The sequence below is a fragment of the Paucibacter sp. Y2R2-4 genome (genome assembly GCF_025717535.1).
GTDB lineage: Bacteria > Pseudomonadota > Gammaproteobacteria > Burkholderiales > Burkholderiaceae_C > Paucibacter_A.
Genome location: NZ_JAJIRO010000003.1, coordinates 704447 through 718226 on the forward strand (window position 1 = coordinate 704447; position 13780 = coordinate 718226).

The 13780-nt window shown below is 63.4% G+C and carries 16 protein-coding genes; 7 read left to right on the plus strand and 9 right to left on the minus strand.

The genetic code is table 11. The features are described 5' to 3' along the window. Positions 1–81 precede the first annotated feature (81 nt). Positions 82–1752 (plus strand): NAD(P)/FAD-dependent oxidoreductase, encoded by a 1671-nt coding sequence (locus tag LNV06_RS14460; protein WP_263538989.1) that lies wholly within the window; start codon positions 82–84, stop codon positions 1750–1752. Between the two features lie 14 nt (positions 1753–1766). On the opposite strand, the gene LNV06_RS14465 is transcribed toward LNV06_RS14460, so the two are convergent. The 3 genes from LNV06_RS14465 to LNV06_RS14475 all read right to left on the minus strand — a co-directional run bounded on the left by LNV06_RS14465 (position 1767) and on the right by LNV06_RS14475 (position 3985). Beyond that, a complete protein-coding gene (locus LNV06_RS14465; protein ID WP_263538990.1) occupies positions 1767–2645 on the minus strand; it encodes a hypothetical protein in 879 nt (292 codons plus the stop codon). 85 nt (positions 2646–2730) lie between these two features. Continuing rightward, positions 2731–3609: a TIGR02285 family protein gene (locus tag LNV06_RS14470; protein WP_263538991.1), complete on the minus strand. Its 879-nt coding sequence runs from the start codon at positions 3607–3609 to the stop codon at positions 2731–2733. 139 nt (positions 3610–3748) lie between these two features. After that, positions 3749–3985 (minus strand): hypothetical protein, encoded by a 237-nt coding sequence (locus LNV06_RS14475; RefSeq protein ID WP_263538992.1) that lies wholly within the window; start codon positions 3983–3985, stop codon positions 3749–3751. Between the two features lie 75 nt (positions 3986–4060). On the opposite strand from LNV06_RS14475, the gene LNV06_RS14480 reads away from it, so the two are divergent. Continuing rightward, the gene (locus LNV06_RS14480) at positions 4061–4345 is read left to right on the plus strand and encodes a DUF427 domain-containing protein (RefSeq protein WP_263538993.1); all 285 of its coding nucleotides are present in this window, start codon (positions 4061–4063) and stop codon (positions 4343–4345) included. Positions 4346–4366: 21 nt separating this feature from the next. On the opposite strand, the gene mltA is transcribed toward LNV06_RS14480, so the two are convergent. Then, entirely contained in the window at positions 4367–5575 is a 1209-nt protein-coding gene (gene mltA, locus LNV06_RS14485; RefSeq protein ID WP_263538994.1) for a murein transglycosylase A, read from the minus strand. Positions 5576–5603: 28 nt separating this feature from the next. Here mltA and LNV06_RS14490 point away from each other — a divergent pair, with 28 nt between their 5' ends. Beyond that, positions 5604–5735 (plus strand): hypothetical protein, encoded by a 132-nt coding sequence (locus tag LNV06_RS14490; RefSeq protein ID WP_263538995.1) that lies wholly within the window; start codon positions 5604–5606, stop codon positions 5733–5735. Here the strand turns inward: LNV06_RS14490 and tlpB are convergent. Then, a complete protein-coding gene (tlpB, locus tag LNV06_RS14495; protein ID WP_263538996.1) occupies positions 5726–7804 on the minus strand; it encodes a transporter-like protein TlpB in 2079 nt (692 codons plus the stop codon). The genes LNV06_RS14490 and tlpB overlap by 10 nt on opposite strands. Next, positions 7804–8178 (minus strand): Co2+/Mg2+ efflux facilitator ApaG/CorD, encoded by a 375-nt coding sequence (gene apaG, locus LNV06_RS14500; RefSeq protein WP_263538997.1) that lies wholly within the window; start codon positions 8176–8178, stop codon positions 7804–7806. The genes tlpB and apaG overlap by 1 nt, the downstream gene beginning before the upstream one ends. Positions 8179–8311: 133 nt before the next feature. Here apaG and LNV06_RS14505 point away from each other — a divergent pair, with 133 nt between their 5' ends. Then, entirely contained in the window at positions 8312–8935 is a 624-nt protein-coding gene (locus LNV06_RS14505; protein WP_263538998.1) for a DNA-3-methyladenine glycosylase I, read from the plus strand. A gap of 74 nt (positions 8936–9009) precedes the next feature. Here LNV06_RS14505 and LNV06_RS14510 read toward each other — a convergent pair whose 3' ends face one another. The 3 genes from LNV06_RS14510 to LNV06_RS14520 form a co-directional block, all read right to left on the minus strand. Further along, on the minus strand, positions 9010–9462 hold the full coding sequence (locus LNV06_RS14510; RefSeq protein ID WP_263538999.1) for a fasciclin domain-containing protein: 453 nt from the start codon (positions 9460–9462) through the stop codon (positions 9010–9012). 101 nt (positions 9463–9563) lie between these two features. Beyond that, positions 9564–10487, minus strand: a complete 924-nt coding sequence (locus tag LNV06_RS14515) for a fasciclin domain-containing protein (protein WP_263539000.1) — start codon at positions 10485–10487, stop codon at positions 9564–9566. Between the two features lie 93 nt (positions 10488–10580). After that, positions 10581–11639, minus strand: coding sequence for a fasciclin domain-containing protein (locus LNV06_RS14520; RefSeq protein ID WP_263539001.1), 1059 nt, complete (start codon positions 11637–11639; stop codon positions 10581–10583). 161 nt (positions 11640–11800) lie between these two features. On the opposite strand from LNV06_RS14520, the gene LNV06_RS14525 reads away from it, so the two are divergent. From LNV06_RS14525 to LNV06_RS14535, 3 genes are all read left to right on the plus strand, one after another. Further along, positions 11801–12481, plus strand: a complete 681-nt coding sequence (locus LNV06_RS14525; RefSeq protein ID WP_263539002.1) for a TetR/AcrR family transcriptional regulator — start codon at positions 11801–11803, stop codon at positions 12479–12481. A gap of 95 nt (positions 12482–12576) precedes the next feature. Next, positions 12577–13260, plus strand: coding sequence for a ribulose-phosphate 3-epimerase (rpe, locus tag LNV06_RS14530; protein WP_263539003.1), 684 nt, complete (start codon positions 12577–12579; stop codon positions 13258–13260). Positions 13261–13266: 6 nt separating this feature from the next. After that, entirely contained in the window at positions 13267–13761 is a 495-nt protein-coding gene (locus LNV06_RS14535; protein WP_263539004.1) for a low molecular weight protein-tyrosine-phosphatase, read from the plus strand. Positions 13762–13780: the final 19 nt, after the last annotated feature.

The window sequence follows — 13780 nt, forward strand, 5'->3', positions numbered from 1 at the left end:
CTCATTTCTGCGCTACGCTTTTGCATGGGTCGCGCACGCCAGCGCACTCATTTCCCCTTCTTCAATCGCTGAACGACAGCCATGATTCGTATCACCGAACTCCGTCTGCCGCTGAATCACACCGAGGACGAGTTGCGTCCCGCCGTCGTGCAGCGTTTGGGTCTGAGCACTGACGCCGACTTGCTGGCCTTTCATGTCTTCAAACGCAGCTATGACGCGCGCAAGAAGTCGGCCATCCAGCTGATTTACACGCTCGACTGCGAACTGAGCGACGAGGCGGCGGCACTGGTGCGCTTCGAGGGCGACCCGCACATCAAGCCCAGCCCGGACACCCAGTACAAGTTTGTTGGCCATGCGCCGGCGGACTTCTACACGCCTGAGGCGCAGCGCCGTCCGCTGGTGATTGGCTTCGGCCCTTGCGGCATTTTTGCCGCCTTGATCCTGGCCCAGATGGGCTTGCGGCCCATCGTGCTGGAGCGCGGTAAAGACGTGCGCCAGCGCACCAAAGACACCTGGGGCCTGTGGCGCGAAAGCGAGCTGAACCCGGAGTCGAATGTGCAATTCGGCGAGGGCGGTGCCGGCACCTTCTCGGACGGCAAGCTCTGGAGCCAGATCTCCGACCCGCGCCATCTGACCCGCAAGGTCTTGACCGAGTTCGTCAAGGCCGGCGCACCGGAAGAAATCCTCTTCGTCAGCAAGCCTCACATCGGCACCTTCCGCTTGGTGTCCATGGTGATCAAGATGCGCGCCGATATCGAGGCTCTGGGCGGCGAGATTCGCTTCGAGCAAAAGGTCAGCGACGTCTTGATCGAAGACGGCCCCAAGGGCAAGCACATTCGCGGCGTCACCCTGGCCTCGGGCGAGCAGATCGACTCTGATCATGTGGTGCTGGCTCTGGGCCACAGCGCCCGCGACACCTTCACGATGTTGTACGAGCGCGGCGTCTATATGGAGGCCAAGCCCTTCTCGATCGGCTACCGCATCGAGCATCCGCAAAGCGTGATTGACGCGGCGCGTTTCGGCGCCAGCGCCGGCCACCCGATCTTGGGCGCGGCGGATTACAAGCTGGTGCACCACGCCAAGAATGGCCGTTCGGTCTACAGTTTTTGCATGTGCCCCGGCGGCACGGTGGTGGCTGCCACCAGCGAGCCGCTGCGCGTCGTCACCAATGGCATGAGCCAGTATTCGCGCAATGAGCGCAATGCCAACGCCGGCATCGTGGTGGGCATCAGCCCGCAAGACTATCGGCAAGACGGCAAGCTTGAAGGCCCGGTCAGCCCGCTCGACGGCATGGCCTTCCAGCGCATCTGGGAGAGCCGTGCTTATGAGCTGGGCGAGGGCGGCTACAAGGCGCCGGGCGCCTTGGTGGGTGACTTCATCAAGCGCCAGCGCTCCAAGGTGCTGGGCAATGTGGAACCCTCCTACAAGCCCGGCGTGACCCTCACCGATCTGCAGCAAAAAGGCCGCGGCAGCCTGCCCGAGTATTGCCTGGATGCGATCCGCGAGGCCTTGCCGGCCTTCGAGCGACAGATCAAGGGCTTCTCGCGCGCAGACGCGGTCTTGACGGGCGTGGAGACGCGCACTTCGTCGCCGCTGCGCATCACGCGCGGCCGCGACTATCAAAGCCTCAATGTGCAGGGCCTCTACCCCGCCGGTGAAGGTGCGGGTTATGCCGGCGGCATCATGTCCGCTGGGGTGGACGGCATCGAGGTGGCGGAGGCCTTGGGCGCCAACCTGCTGGCGTCGCGCTAAGGCTTGCAACTCCCTCAGTCTGAGAACTGCGGCTTGCTGCGCCGCTGATAAAACTGTTCGATCTGCGGCCCCAGGCGTTTCAAGGCCTCCGGACCAAACGAGCCGGCGCTGGCTTGCTGAAGATGGGCCGCGCCTTCGGGCGTGCCCAGCACCTGATCGATGGCGCGGCTTGCGGCCAAACCCCAAGGCGTGCGCGGGCAGGCGATGCCCAGCAGCATGGGCTGAGTGGCCCCCTGGATGGGCAGGGCGATGAAGTCCTCGACCGGCAGATCACGCGCTTGCATATGCAGCAATGCGCCACTGATGTCGATCCAGAAGTCGGCCCGACCGCGCGCCAGCATGTCTTGCAGGCGCTCACCAAAGCCCTGAGTGGCGTAGTCGGCCAAATAGGGGCCGCGCGGCTGTTGGGCCAATACGCTGTCGATGTATTCGCCATAGCTGCGCCCACGGGCGATCGCGCCTCGCAACGGCGCTTTCTTGAGCAGCAGGACCAAGTCCACTTCATCAGCACTGTTGCGCGGCACCCGGGCGAGCTTGTCGCGCCTGACCAGCAACTCAGCGGGCGCGGCCAGCTGGGTGTCGACGAAATAGGCCTCTTCCTCGCGCGCTGCGGTGCGCACGGTGAGGGGGCGGCAAGCGGGCTCGCCGCGCTGAATCATCTGCCAGCTGCGTATCGAATTGGTCGACATGGTTTCATGTCGAATCTGCGGCAGCTTCTTGGCGATGAAGTTCAGGGTCGGGTTGCTGCGGCTGGCGTCGGCCTTCAGCCAGATGATGTGATCGAGCCGAACAGGGCTGGCACCCGCGGCCTCTTGCGCCTGGCTCAAACCGGCTGCGGACCCGAGCGCAAGACTCAGCCCTTGAAGCAAGGCAAGCAGCAAGTTCTTTTTCATGGCGTCCGGTCGTCCGAGGGCTGGCGGGCCAAAGAAGTGTAGATGAGCGCTTGTTCTTGCTTGGCGGGCGGCCTAGCGTCGCGCCTCAGAAAAACTTGCTGGGTTTGGCGCGGTCTTTGTAGAAGGCCTCTTGTCTGGCGCTGCAGACCCGCTGGGCTTCCGGCCGCAAGAGCCGCGCCGAAGACTCGCGCATCAGCGTCACACCGGCCGGGGTGCTCAAGACCCGGTCGATGGCATGAATGGCTTCCAAGCCCCAGGCATTGCGCGGGCAGGCCACGCCGATGACCATGAAGTCGGTGGCTCCTTGGATGGGCAGCGCTTGCAGCGACTCGTTTCGCGACGCCTGTGTGTTGAGCATGAGATCCATGCTGGTCGGGAAGTCGATCAGGTAGTCGGCCCGGTCGGCCAGCAACATTTGCAGCAGCTTGCCGCCAAAGTCAGCCGGTGAATAGCTTTGCACCCGCTTGTTTTCAGGGCGTGTGGCGATGATGCCGTCGATGTAATCGCCGTAGCTGCGCCGTTCGGTCAAGGCGCCGCGCAAATTGGGGTCAGCCAACAAACGGTTCAAATCCACGGCACCTTGGCCGTCGCGGGGCAAGGCCTCGACTTTGTCGGTGCGGACGATCAGCTGCATCGGCGGCAGCAGCAAGGTGTTGCTGAAATAGGCAATGCGCTCGCGCTCACTGGAGCGGATCAAAGAGGGGTGGCAAGCCGCCTCGCCGCTCTCCAGCATTTGCAGGCTGCGCTTGGAATTGGCGCGCACCAGCTTGTGCTCGATCTCCGGCAACTGGCTGGCCACAAACTTCACCATCTTGTCCGCCACACCGAAACCGACCCGATTCGACCCGATCTGGGTGGCGTCTGGCGTCAACCAGACAATGTTCTTGACCTGAACTTGGGGCGACAGATTGCTGCTGCGGGCCTGAATGGGCAGGGCGATCAAAGCGGTGATCAAAAGGCTCAAGCAAACGGGTCGTAGCGAGCAGGGCAAGAAACGCGAAAGAATCACCGGGAACAGTCGGGCAGCGAAAGGTGCGCCAGCATAGGTGCTAGACGATGACGAGTCGCTCCGGTATATGCCTAATATGTCCCGGGCTTGTGCGCTATGCGCCCATCAACTCGATCAGCTCTTTGACGAAGTCCAGGGCCTCCTCGGGCGTGGCGAAATAGCTCTCGCAACCGAGGTCAGCCGCATCGCCGTCCGGACCGATGTGCACGATGGACCAGCCCTGTGCGCCGCCATCAATGGCGCAGATGCCAAAGCTGCCGGGCGCCAGATCTTTGGCCGAACCCGAGGTGATGAAGATGTCTTTGTCGAGGTGGGAGTAATAGCGTTTCACCGCCGCATTGTCGGTGCTTCGCTTCGCGGCCTGTCCGATACTGCAAGGGTTTGAATGGATTAGAGGAGCGCAGGCATGACAAAGGCAGTTTGGAATGGCGTCGTGGTGGCCGAGAGCGCCAACACGGTGATGGTGGAAGGCAATCATTACTTCCCGCCGGATTCACTAAAGCGTGAATACACCAGCTTCAGCAACCATCGCAGCGGCTGCGCCTGGAAAGGTCAGGCGCACTACCTGAGCCTGTTCGTCAACGGCGAGATGAACCCGGACGCGGTCTGGTTCTACCCCGAGCCCACCGAGGCTGCCGCTGAGATCAAGGGTCACTACGCCTTCTGGAAAGGTGTTCAGATTCAGGAGTGAGGCTGCGGCGCGCCGCGCGCCTCAAAGTCCCGCCGCTGGCCACAGGGCCCAGAGTCGCAGGGGCTGCTTCATCCGGCCGGCTTGCGCTTCAGCCTCAGGGCCCCAGCCCCAAAAGAAGTCGGCGCGTACAGCGCCGGTGATGGCGCTGCCGGTGTCTTGCGCCATCATCAAGCGGCGCAGCGGTGTGCCGCTGAGCGGCTCGCTGGCGTCAAGCCAGACCGGTGTGCCATAGGGAATGCTGGCTTTGTCCACGGCAATCGAGCGGCCGGGTGTGAGCGGCACGCCTTGCGCGCCGCGTGGGCCGAGATTGGGGTCGGGCAGCGGCTCCTCGCGGAAAAAGACGTAGCGCGGATTTGTCCAGAGCAAGTCGCGCGCCTGCTGCGGATTGCGTTTCAGCCAATCGCGGATGCTGGGCCAAGAGGCCTCGCCGGGGCGCAGCTCGCCGCGCTCGATCAAGGTCTTGCCGATGGACTGATAAGGCTGCTCGTTATGTCCCGCAAAAGCCATACGCACCCATTGAGGTCGGCCCGCGCTGTCGTTGATGCGTAAGCGCCCAGAGCCTTGGATCTGCAGCACCAACAGGTCCAGCGGGTCCTCCAGAAACGCCAGTTCATGCGCGCGCAAACGGCTGCGCAGCTGCGGGTCAGACTCGATCTGCTGGCGGGTGAAATAGGGGCGTCGTTGGTTCAGGTCGGCGGGCGGTGCCAGCACCGGCACTTGAAAGCCGGCCAGCGGCCGCCTTGTTGCATCCAGCATCGGTTCGAAATAGCCGGTCACCAAGCCTTGCGCCTCTCCTTGGTGGCTCTCCACCCGGTAGGGCTTCAAATGCTGCATCAACCACAGCGCGGCCTGGGCGTCGTCCTGCGGCGCGGGCGCTCGGTTGACGCGGGCGCAGAGCTCGGTCCAGCCCGGCGCGGGTCGCGCGCAGCTGCGGGTCATGGCCGGCCATAGCTCAGCGGCCCGGTCGGCGCCCCAGCCCGGCAGCTCGCTCCAATCGGCTTCCACCCAGCGTGAGCGATCGCGCAGCAGCACGGCGCGCGCGCGCTGGCCTTCGGTCGATGGCTGTGAGCTGGCGCTGCTGTTCACCGGCATGCTCGGTGCGGAGGCAGCTTCGACCTTGCGCACTGCGGGTGTCTTGCCCGTGTCCATCGGCGGCATGGGCGTGCTGCAGCCGGCCAGGCCCCCTAGAATCGCCAGCGCTGCGGCAGCCTGTCGCAGCCGCCTGTTCATCGGGCTGTTGGCGGAAATTGAGGCTGCGATGGGATTGCTTTTGCTGGAGGCGCTGGGTGCCTTGGCGCTGTTCGTGTTCATCATCTGGTGGACCATGTTCTCGGGGCGCAAAGGGGGCGAGCGACGCCCCGACTCCGAGCCCGACGATCATCAGCGTTGATCGGGCGGCAACTCCGCTTGCGGCGCCAGTTCGCGCTTGGGGGGCAGGAAGAAGCTGCGCGGCTGTTCGCGCAAACGCCGCCAGATGGCCGAACTCAGCCGCGTCTGGTCGGCCAGGCGCACCCCGCGTGAGCGCATCGCCACCTTCAGGGCCAGATAAAAGCTGACGCTCAAGTTGAGCACACCGGTCAGCGCGATACCCGCCACACACCACCAGAACTCGTGCATGCGGAAGATGTCGAAGCCGAGCGCGCCAATCGCGGCAAAGAGTTGGCCGGTGGACAAGGTCACATGGCGCACGTCCAGTGGCAGGCCGATGAAGTTCAGCAGCACTGGCACCAGGCCCAGCATCATGCCCAGCGAGACATTGGCGGCGACGCCGGAGATGTTGTCGCGCCACCAATGGGCCCAACGCTGCGCGCGGGCTTTGCCGAGCCGGGCGATCACTCCCGGGTTCCAGGCGATGGCGCTTTCCAGCCGGTGTAGTACAAACCAGTTTTCCACCCAGCCGGCCACCATGCTGCTGGCGAACAGCAGCACACCGGTGAAGGCGGCGAACAGCGCCGAGGGTCCAAGCAGGGTCAGCGAATGCAAGACGTAATGGGCCGGCTTCTCGCCCACCAGCGGCGCGCCAAACAGCAGCCAGCTGCACAGTTGCACGCCCAGCACGATGGGCGCTACCACCGCCAAGTTGCCGAAGATGCCGGCGAACTGCGAGCGCAAGAGGTTGGCCACCTCGTCCACAAAGCTGTTCAGGCCGCCTTCATCGTCAATATGCTCCAGCTTGTGGGCCATGGCCGGCGCCGTCATGGCGGGCTGTTTGGTGGCCACCGTCCAGTGCAGCAAATGGATAATCAAAAAGCTCATCGCGTAATTGGCCCCGGCCCAAAAGCCCGACCAAAACGCGCTCAGACCTAAAGCGACCACGCTGAACTTGGCGAAGGTGGTGCCGGCAATGATGGCGCCACCCCCGGCCGCATGCTTGAGCATGGCGCGGTAGTCGGCGCGGTCGCGGGTGATGTAGTGCTCTCCGGTTTCGGCGCTGCGCTCGGCCACCTTGCGGGCCAAGAGCGAGTAGTGGCTGGAAAAAAGCTGGCTGATGCTGCGCCGCTCATGCACCACCCGCACCAGGCTGGCCAACAAGCGGGCCATCTCGCGTTGCGGATGAGAGGCGACCAAGCAGTCCAGCAAGGCCTCGATGCGCAGAATGCGCGCCTGCATCTGCTCCAGCGCAAACACGATCTCGATCGAGACGCCGTGAGCTTCTAAATGGTCCGGAATGCTGGCGGCCGCGCGTCTGCAGGCATCCAGCAGCGCGCGCAGGTATTGCAGCGCTTGCGCGGTCGCAGCATCGTCGGCATCGCGCGAGCTGTCGCCCAAGGCGTCCACCAAATCATCACAGGCACTGGCCAGTTGTTCGAAGGGCTGGCCCACCAGCAGCTCCGCGCTCATGCGCCGACGCAGCACGCCGGCCAGCCCGTCGGCGCGCACCGCGCTGACCAAGGTGGTCAGGCCGCTCAGCATCGGGGCTTGCCAGTCCTTGTTGGCGATGTCGCTGGCTGTCGTCGTCGCCGTCGCCGTCGAAGGCTGGCGCAGCAAGCGGCTCAGGCGGGCGAGCAAGTCCTCGTCCAGGGCCATCAGCCAATGTTCATCGTCTTCGGCTGGGAAGAGCAGGTCGAAGAGTTCGGCCAGATCGGTGGTGTCAGCGGTGCGCGGCAGCAGGCGCTGGCGCAAGCGGTGCATGAACTCGGCCCAGAGGTCGACGCGCGGCGCGAAGCCCACATCGGCAAACAGGCCAATCGCATCCACATCGCGCCAGATCGAATTCAACACCCCGGCAAAAGCCTGCGCATGCTCGGGGTTACGTTCGAGCACATTGAGCAAATGCTTGATGCGAAGCACCGGCAAGGGCGTGATGCCACCGGCGAGCTCATCGCGCGGGGCCGGGTGGCGCAGCCATTCCAGCAGGCGCGCCAGCCACAAATTGCGGTCAGCGAGTCGGGCGCGCGGGTCGGCTGCGTTCAGCAGCGCGGTGAGATCCCAGCTGGGCGCCGATTGAAACCAAGCCATCAATGCAGGGCGCCGCTGTCAGCGAGCATGAACTCAGGCACTTCGGTGTAGAACACTTCGGCGGCTTCGGTGACGCAGAGCAGCCGGCCATGCATGCTGCCTTGCGGAGTCGCAATCTGGGCCCAGGAGCTGTACTGGAACTTCTCGCCGGGTGCCAGCAGCGGCTGGTGGCCGACCAGAGCCAGCCCGTCAACGGTTTGCTCGGTGCCTTGGGCATCGGTGATGTGCCAATGGCGGCCAATCACCTGGGCCGTGATGTCGCCGATGTTTTCAATCGTGATTTGGTAGCTGAAGGCGTGAACGCCCTGTTGCGCGTCGGTATGTTCGGGCAGTACCTGCACCAGAACACTGCACTTGAGTTGCGGATTAGCCATGGCCGGATTCTAGGCGGCTGGCCGCAAGCCTGCCGCATTCTTCGGCAGCTGTGACGGCTGTCGCGGCTATGCTGGCGGCCCCGCTTGGCCCTTTTCCTGCCCTTTTCCGGCTCTTTTGCATCTGCTCCTCACCATGACCGCCGAACACAGGCACTATCTGCCGCCCGATGGGCGCCCTCGCTGCCGCTGGTGCGCCGCAGCCGCCGGTGACGCCGGCTATCTGCATTACCACGACACCGAGTGGGGCTTTCCCGTCGCTGACGACCGGCGTTTGTTCGAAAAACTGTGTTTGGAGGGCTTCCAGTCCGGCCTGTCCTGGCGCACCATTTTGAACAAGCGCGAAGCCTTTCGGGCGGCTTTTGCTGGCTTTGATTTCCACCAGATGGCCGGCTTTGGTGAGGCCGATATTGAGCGATTGCTGCAAGACGCCGGCATCGTGCGCCATCGCGGCAAGATCGAGGCCGTCATCAACAATGCCCAGCGCTGCATCGAATTGGTGGCCGAGCAGGGCTCTTTGGCGCGCTACATCTGGCGCTTTGAGCCGCAGCCCCTGGAGGCACCCGAATACGCTACCGAGTCGGAGGCCTCACGGGCCTTGTCCAAAGACTTGAAAAAGCGCGGTTGGAAATTTGTGGGCCCGACCACCATGCACGCCTTCATCCAGTCCATGGGCTTGATCAATGACCATGCCCTGGGCTGCGTGACCCGCGAGCAGGTCAGTGCCGCGCGCAAAGCCTTCCGAGCCCCGCTGGGCTGATGCGCAGAAAAGGCCAGGCCGCCGGCTCGAGCAGAGCGCGGCGGCCTGGCTGCAAGACACGCTGGCTTGCGGATTTACTTCGGCATGATGACGCTGTCGATGACGTGAATGACGCCGTTATCTGCCACGATGTCGGTGCTGGTGACCTTGGCTTGGTCGACCATCACGCCGTTCTGGGTGGCAATCGTCAGTTCACTGCCTTGCACGGTCTTGAGCTTGCCGGCCTTGACGTCTTTGGCCATCACCTTGCCCGGCACGACGTGATAGGTCAACACGGCGGTGAGTTTGGCCTTGTCCTTCAGCAAGGCCTCCAGGTCGGCCTTGGGGATCTTGGCAAAGGCTGCGTCGGTGGGTGCGAACACAGTGAACGGGCCCTTGCCCTTCAGCGTCTCGATCAGGCCGGCCGCTTGTAACGCGGTGGCCAGGGTGTTGAAGTTGCCCGCAGCCACGGCGGTGTCGACGATGTCTTTGGCTTGCGCGGTCAAAGCGCTCAGGCTCAAGGCGGCAATTGCGAAATACTTTTTCATATCAGTCCTTCGTTGCGGGTGGGTTGAAAGGGAATGGGGGTTTGAGGGGGGGGGCAGGCCAAGGATCAGACTCAGACTCAGACTTAGACTTAGACTCAGATTCAAGGCTTGGGCAGGATCACCTTGTCGATCACATGAATCACACCGTTACTGGCAAGCACATCGGTGGCGACGATCTTGGCCTTGCGGGCGCGCTGGTCGTTGACGTTCAGACTGCTGTCGATGGTGAAGGTTTCGCCTTGCACGGTCTTGATGGCGCTGCCTACCGGCACCTCCGCCTTCAACACCCGACCTGAAACGACGTGATAGGTCAAGACCTGGGTCAACAAGGCCTTGTTGGCCAGCAAGGCTTCTTTGCTGATGCCGAGCTCGGTCAGCAAGCTGGCGAAGGCTGCATTGGTCGGCGCGAAGACGGTGAAGGGGCCGGTGCCGCTCAAGGTGGCGCCCAGATCGGCGGCGGTGACGGCTTCGACCAAGATGCTGAAGTCCGGGTTGGCGATTGCAGTTTCAACGACCGTCTTGTTGGCGGGCAAGAGCACTTTGTCGATGGCGTGAATGACACCATTGCTGGCGGAGACATCGGCCAAGATGATTTTTGAGCTGCGATTGCGCCCGTCGGTGATGAGCAGATCGCTGCCGACGGCATCGATCTTGAACACACCGCCTTGCACGCTGCTCAAAGCCTTGCCCGCGGGCACTTCGCTCTTCATGACCTTGGCCGGCAGCACGTGGTAGGTCAGCACGGTCTTCAGCAGCGCCTTGTCGGCCAGCAGCTGCGATTTGCTGATGCCCAACTCGGTCAGCAGCAAGGCAAAAGCGTCATTGGTCGGAGCAAAGACTGTGAAGGGGCCTGGCCCGGTCAACGTGCTGGTGAGGTCAGCCGCCACCACGGCTTCGACCAAGACACTGAAGCGTGGGTCGTCTTGTGCGACTTCGACCAGATTGGGCGGGCTGTCGTCATTGCTGCAGGCCATCAAGAAACTGGCCAAGCCCATGACAAAAAGGGTTTTCAAGCACTTGAACATCGTCGTACTCCTACAGTTGATGACGGCCCGCCAAGCGTGCCTTTGAAGAAACGGTGAGCGCTCGGAGGGACAAGAGCTGTCCCGCGCGTATGGCTATCGAGCGCTGAGTAGCAGCGGCTGGTCCAGGCGGTGCAAAACACCGTTGCGGGCTTGCTGGTCGCTGCCGCTGGCCAAGGCTTGTGCGTCAGGCCCCTGGCCGATCAGGCCCAAGGCGGACAGCGGCAAGCGCTCGCCATTGCTGGCGACCAAGCCATGGCCCCAAGGCAATTCATCACTCATCCAGCGGCCGGCAAACACATAGCGGCCGACGATGTTCTGGAGCAATGAGGGGGGCTGGGCCAGCAGGCTGGTGCTGCTCAAGTCCAGTTGCTGTGCCAGCTGAGCCCAAGCGCTATTGCTGGGCGCCAGCAGCGTGAAAGGACCGCTGCCTTGCAGCCAATGGCTGAGGCCGCTGGTCTGCAAGGCGACGTGAAAGTGGCTGAGCTCCGGCTTGCTCGCCAGCAGCTCCATCAGGCCTTGCTCGGCGGGGCGCAGCACCCGGTCGATGCTCATGGCTTGCGGGAGCACACCAAAGCGCGCAGGGAAGGGCTGACGCAAACGCGCTTGCCCGTCTTGGGCATCGCAAACAATGCCGCCGGCCTGCAGCTTAAGCACTGAGCCATTGGCGCAGCGCAGGAGTCGGGCCTCGCTTGATCCGGCCAAGATGGGTGTGTCTTGCGCATCCATCACCACATGACCCAGCAGCAAATGCCGCAGGCGCGGCAGGTCGGCACACAAGTCGACCCAGCTCAGCTGCCAGTCCCGCAGCAGGCTTTCAAAGGCGGTGTCGCTGGGCACCAGCAAGTGGAATGGGCTGGGGCTCCCGCCAGCGCCGGGACGAGCGGCTTGGCAGCTTTGGCCAAGTCTGCCTAAGCGGGTCAAGCCGCTGAGCATCAAGGCCTGCTCCCATCTGCCCTGTGGGGCGGGCAGCGCTGCGCTCGGCTGGGAAGGCGTGGACGGCTTTCCTTGTGACACCGGTCGCGCGCGGCTGGCCACGCAAGCCGAGGCCGCGAAGCGGGACAACAGCGTCGTTGAGCCGCGCAGACCCGGGAAGGCTGATAGAGCGGGCAAGGAGCTTGCGCTGAGCTCATTCATCAAGTTCGACATCATCATTTCGCAAGCTCCTGACGCTGCGGCTTGGGGTGTTTTGCAATCATTGGTGCAAATGTGAACTAAGCAGTTCACATTGTCAACTGTGCAGTATTTGTCTGAATTGCATAGTCTCGTTTAGACGCGTCGGTATGAATTCGGCGGCAGAGTCGTAGAATCCCGAGATGGCCAAACTTTCATTCCGTGAACAGCAGCTGCAGGTGCGCGAAGACGCCATCGTCGATTCGGTGAATCGCCTGCTCGCCGAAAAAGGCTTCGACCTGATGACGGTGGACGAGGTGGTGGCCGATGTGGGCATCGCCAAGGCCAGCCTCTACAAGCACTTCCCGTCCAAGGAAGACTTGGCGGCTGCGGCCATGGTCAGGGTCTTGCAGCGGGCCCTGGCTGAAGTGGCTCGCTTGCGGGCCGAGCCGGCCGGTACCGCGCTGGACCAGCTCAAGGCGCTGGCCCGCTGGACCATGCAGGTGCAACTGGCCGGGCAAATGCCCTCGCTGCCCTCGCAGAACTCCAGCCTGCGCGCCGCGCTGATCTCGCACAAGGTCTATATGGACTGCTTGCTGCGCTTGTCCGATGAACTGGGTGAGTGGATTGAAGCTGCCCAGCAGGCGGGTGAATTGCGTGCGGAGTTGCCGCCCGAGGTGGTGCTCTACACCTTGTTTGCCCGCGCCTGCGACCCGGTGCTGGGCGTCTTGAGAGCCGGCGGCCACTACAGCGAGGAGCAAATCATTGAGATCTTGCTGCTCAGCTGTTTTGGTGGACTGGCAGCGCCCGCGAGTGCCTTGTCCGTCGTGACCGCCGCAGCCGCAGTGACCGCCGAGCCCAAGCCGCGCCGAAAAGCCGCTTGAGGTGCGCCCGGCGGCGAACCTTGGGTCGGCCTTGTCTCTAAAATCGCGGCCTGCCCCACATTTTTGGGCGGGCTCCTGAGGCCTGCCATCAAGCTATGAGCTCCAACTTCTGCATCGCCCCCAGCATCCTCTCGGCCGACTTTGCCCGCTTGGGCGAGGAGGTCCGCAACGTTCTGGCGGCCGGTGCCGACTGGATTCACTTCGACGTGATGGACAACCATTACGTGCCCAATCTGACCTTTGGGCCCATGGTCTGCGAAGCGCTGCGCAAGCACTCGGTCAAGCCGGACGGCACGGCTTGCCCTATCGATGTGCACCTGATGGTGGAGCCAGTGGACAGCCTGGCCGTCGCTTTTGCCAAGGCCGGTGCCGACATGGTGACCTTCCACCCCGATGCCTCCAAGCATGTGGACCGCACCCTGCAGCTGATCAAGGCCGAGGGCAAGCAAGCCGGTTTGGTCTTCAACCCGGCCGAGCCGCTGGATGTGTTGGAGTGGGTGATCGACAAGGTCGACATGATTCTGATCATGAGCGTTAACCCCGGCTTTGGCGGCCAGAGCTTCTTGCCCAGCGCGCTGAAGAAGCTGGAAGCGGCCCGCAAAATTATCGACAAGAGCGGCCGCAATATCCGCTTGGAAATTGACGGCGGCGTGAAGGTGGACAACATCCGCCAGATCGCTGATGCCGGCGCTGACACCTTTGTGGCCGGCTCGGCCATCTTCGGCAAGCCCGACTACAAGGCCGTCATCGACGCGATGCGCGCCGAATTGGCCCGCTGATCGGCCGTGCCTTCAGTCCTCTTCGTCTGCACGGCCAATATCTGCCGCTCACCGATGGCCGAGGCGGTGCTGAAAGCGCGCCGCGAGGCCATGGGGCCGGACGGCGTTGCGGCCTTTGCCCAGGTGCAATCGGCCGGTGCGCGTGCCGGCCCACGCGGCGAGCCCATCGATGCGCGTGCGCTGGCGGCCTTGCAGCGTGCTCAGCTTTCGGTCGAAAAGAAGTGGCGCTCCAAACGGGTGCAGCCCGAAGATTTCGAGCGGTATGACTTGATTATGGCCATGGAGGCCGACAACCTGGCGGTGCTTCGCAAACTCTGTCCGCCGGAGTTGCAGCACAAGCTGCATTTGCTCTTGGACTTTGTGCCTGGGCTGGAAGGGCAAGACGTGCCCGACCCTTACTTCGGCCCGGCTGCCGGCTTTGACCATGTGCTGGCTTTGATCGAGCGCGGTGTGGCCGGCTTGGGCGAGGCTTGGCGCAAGGGCGACTTGATCAAGGCCTGAGCCGAGAACAGGCCTTCGC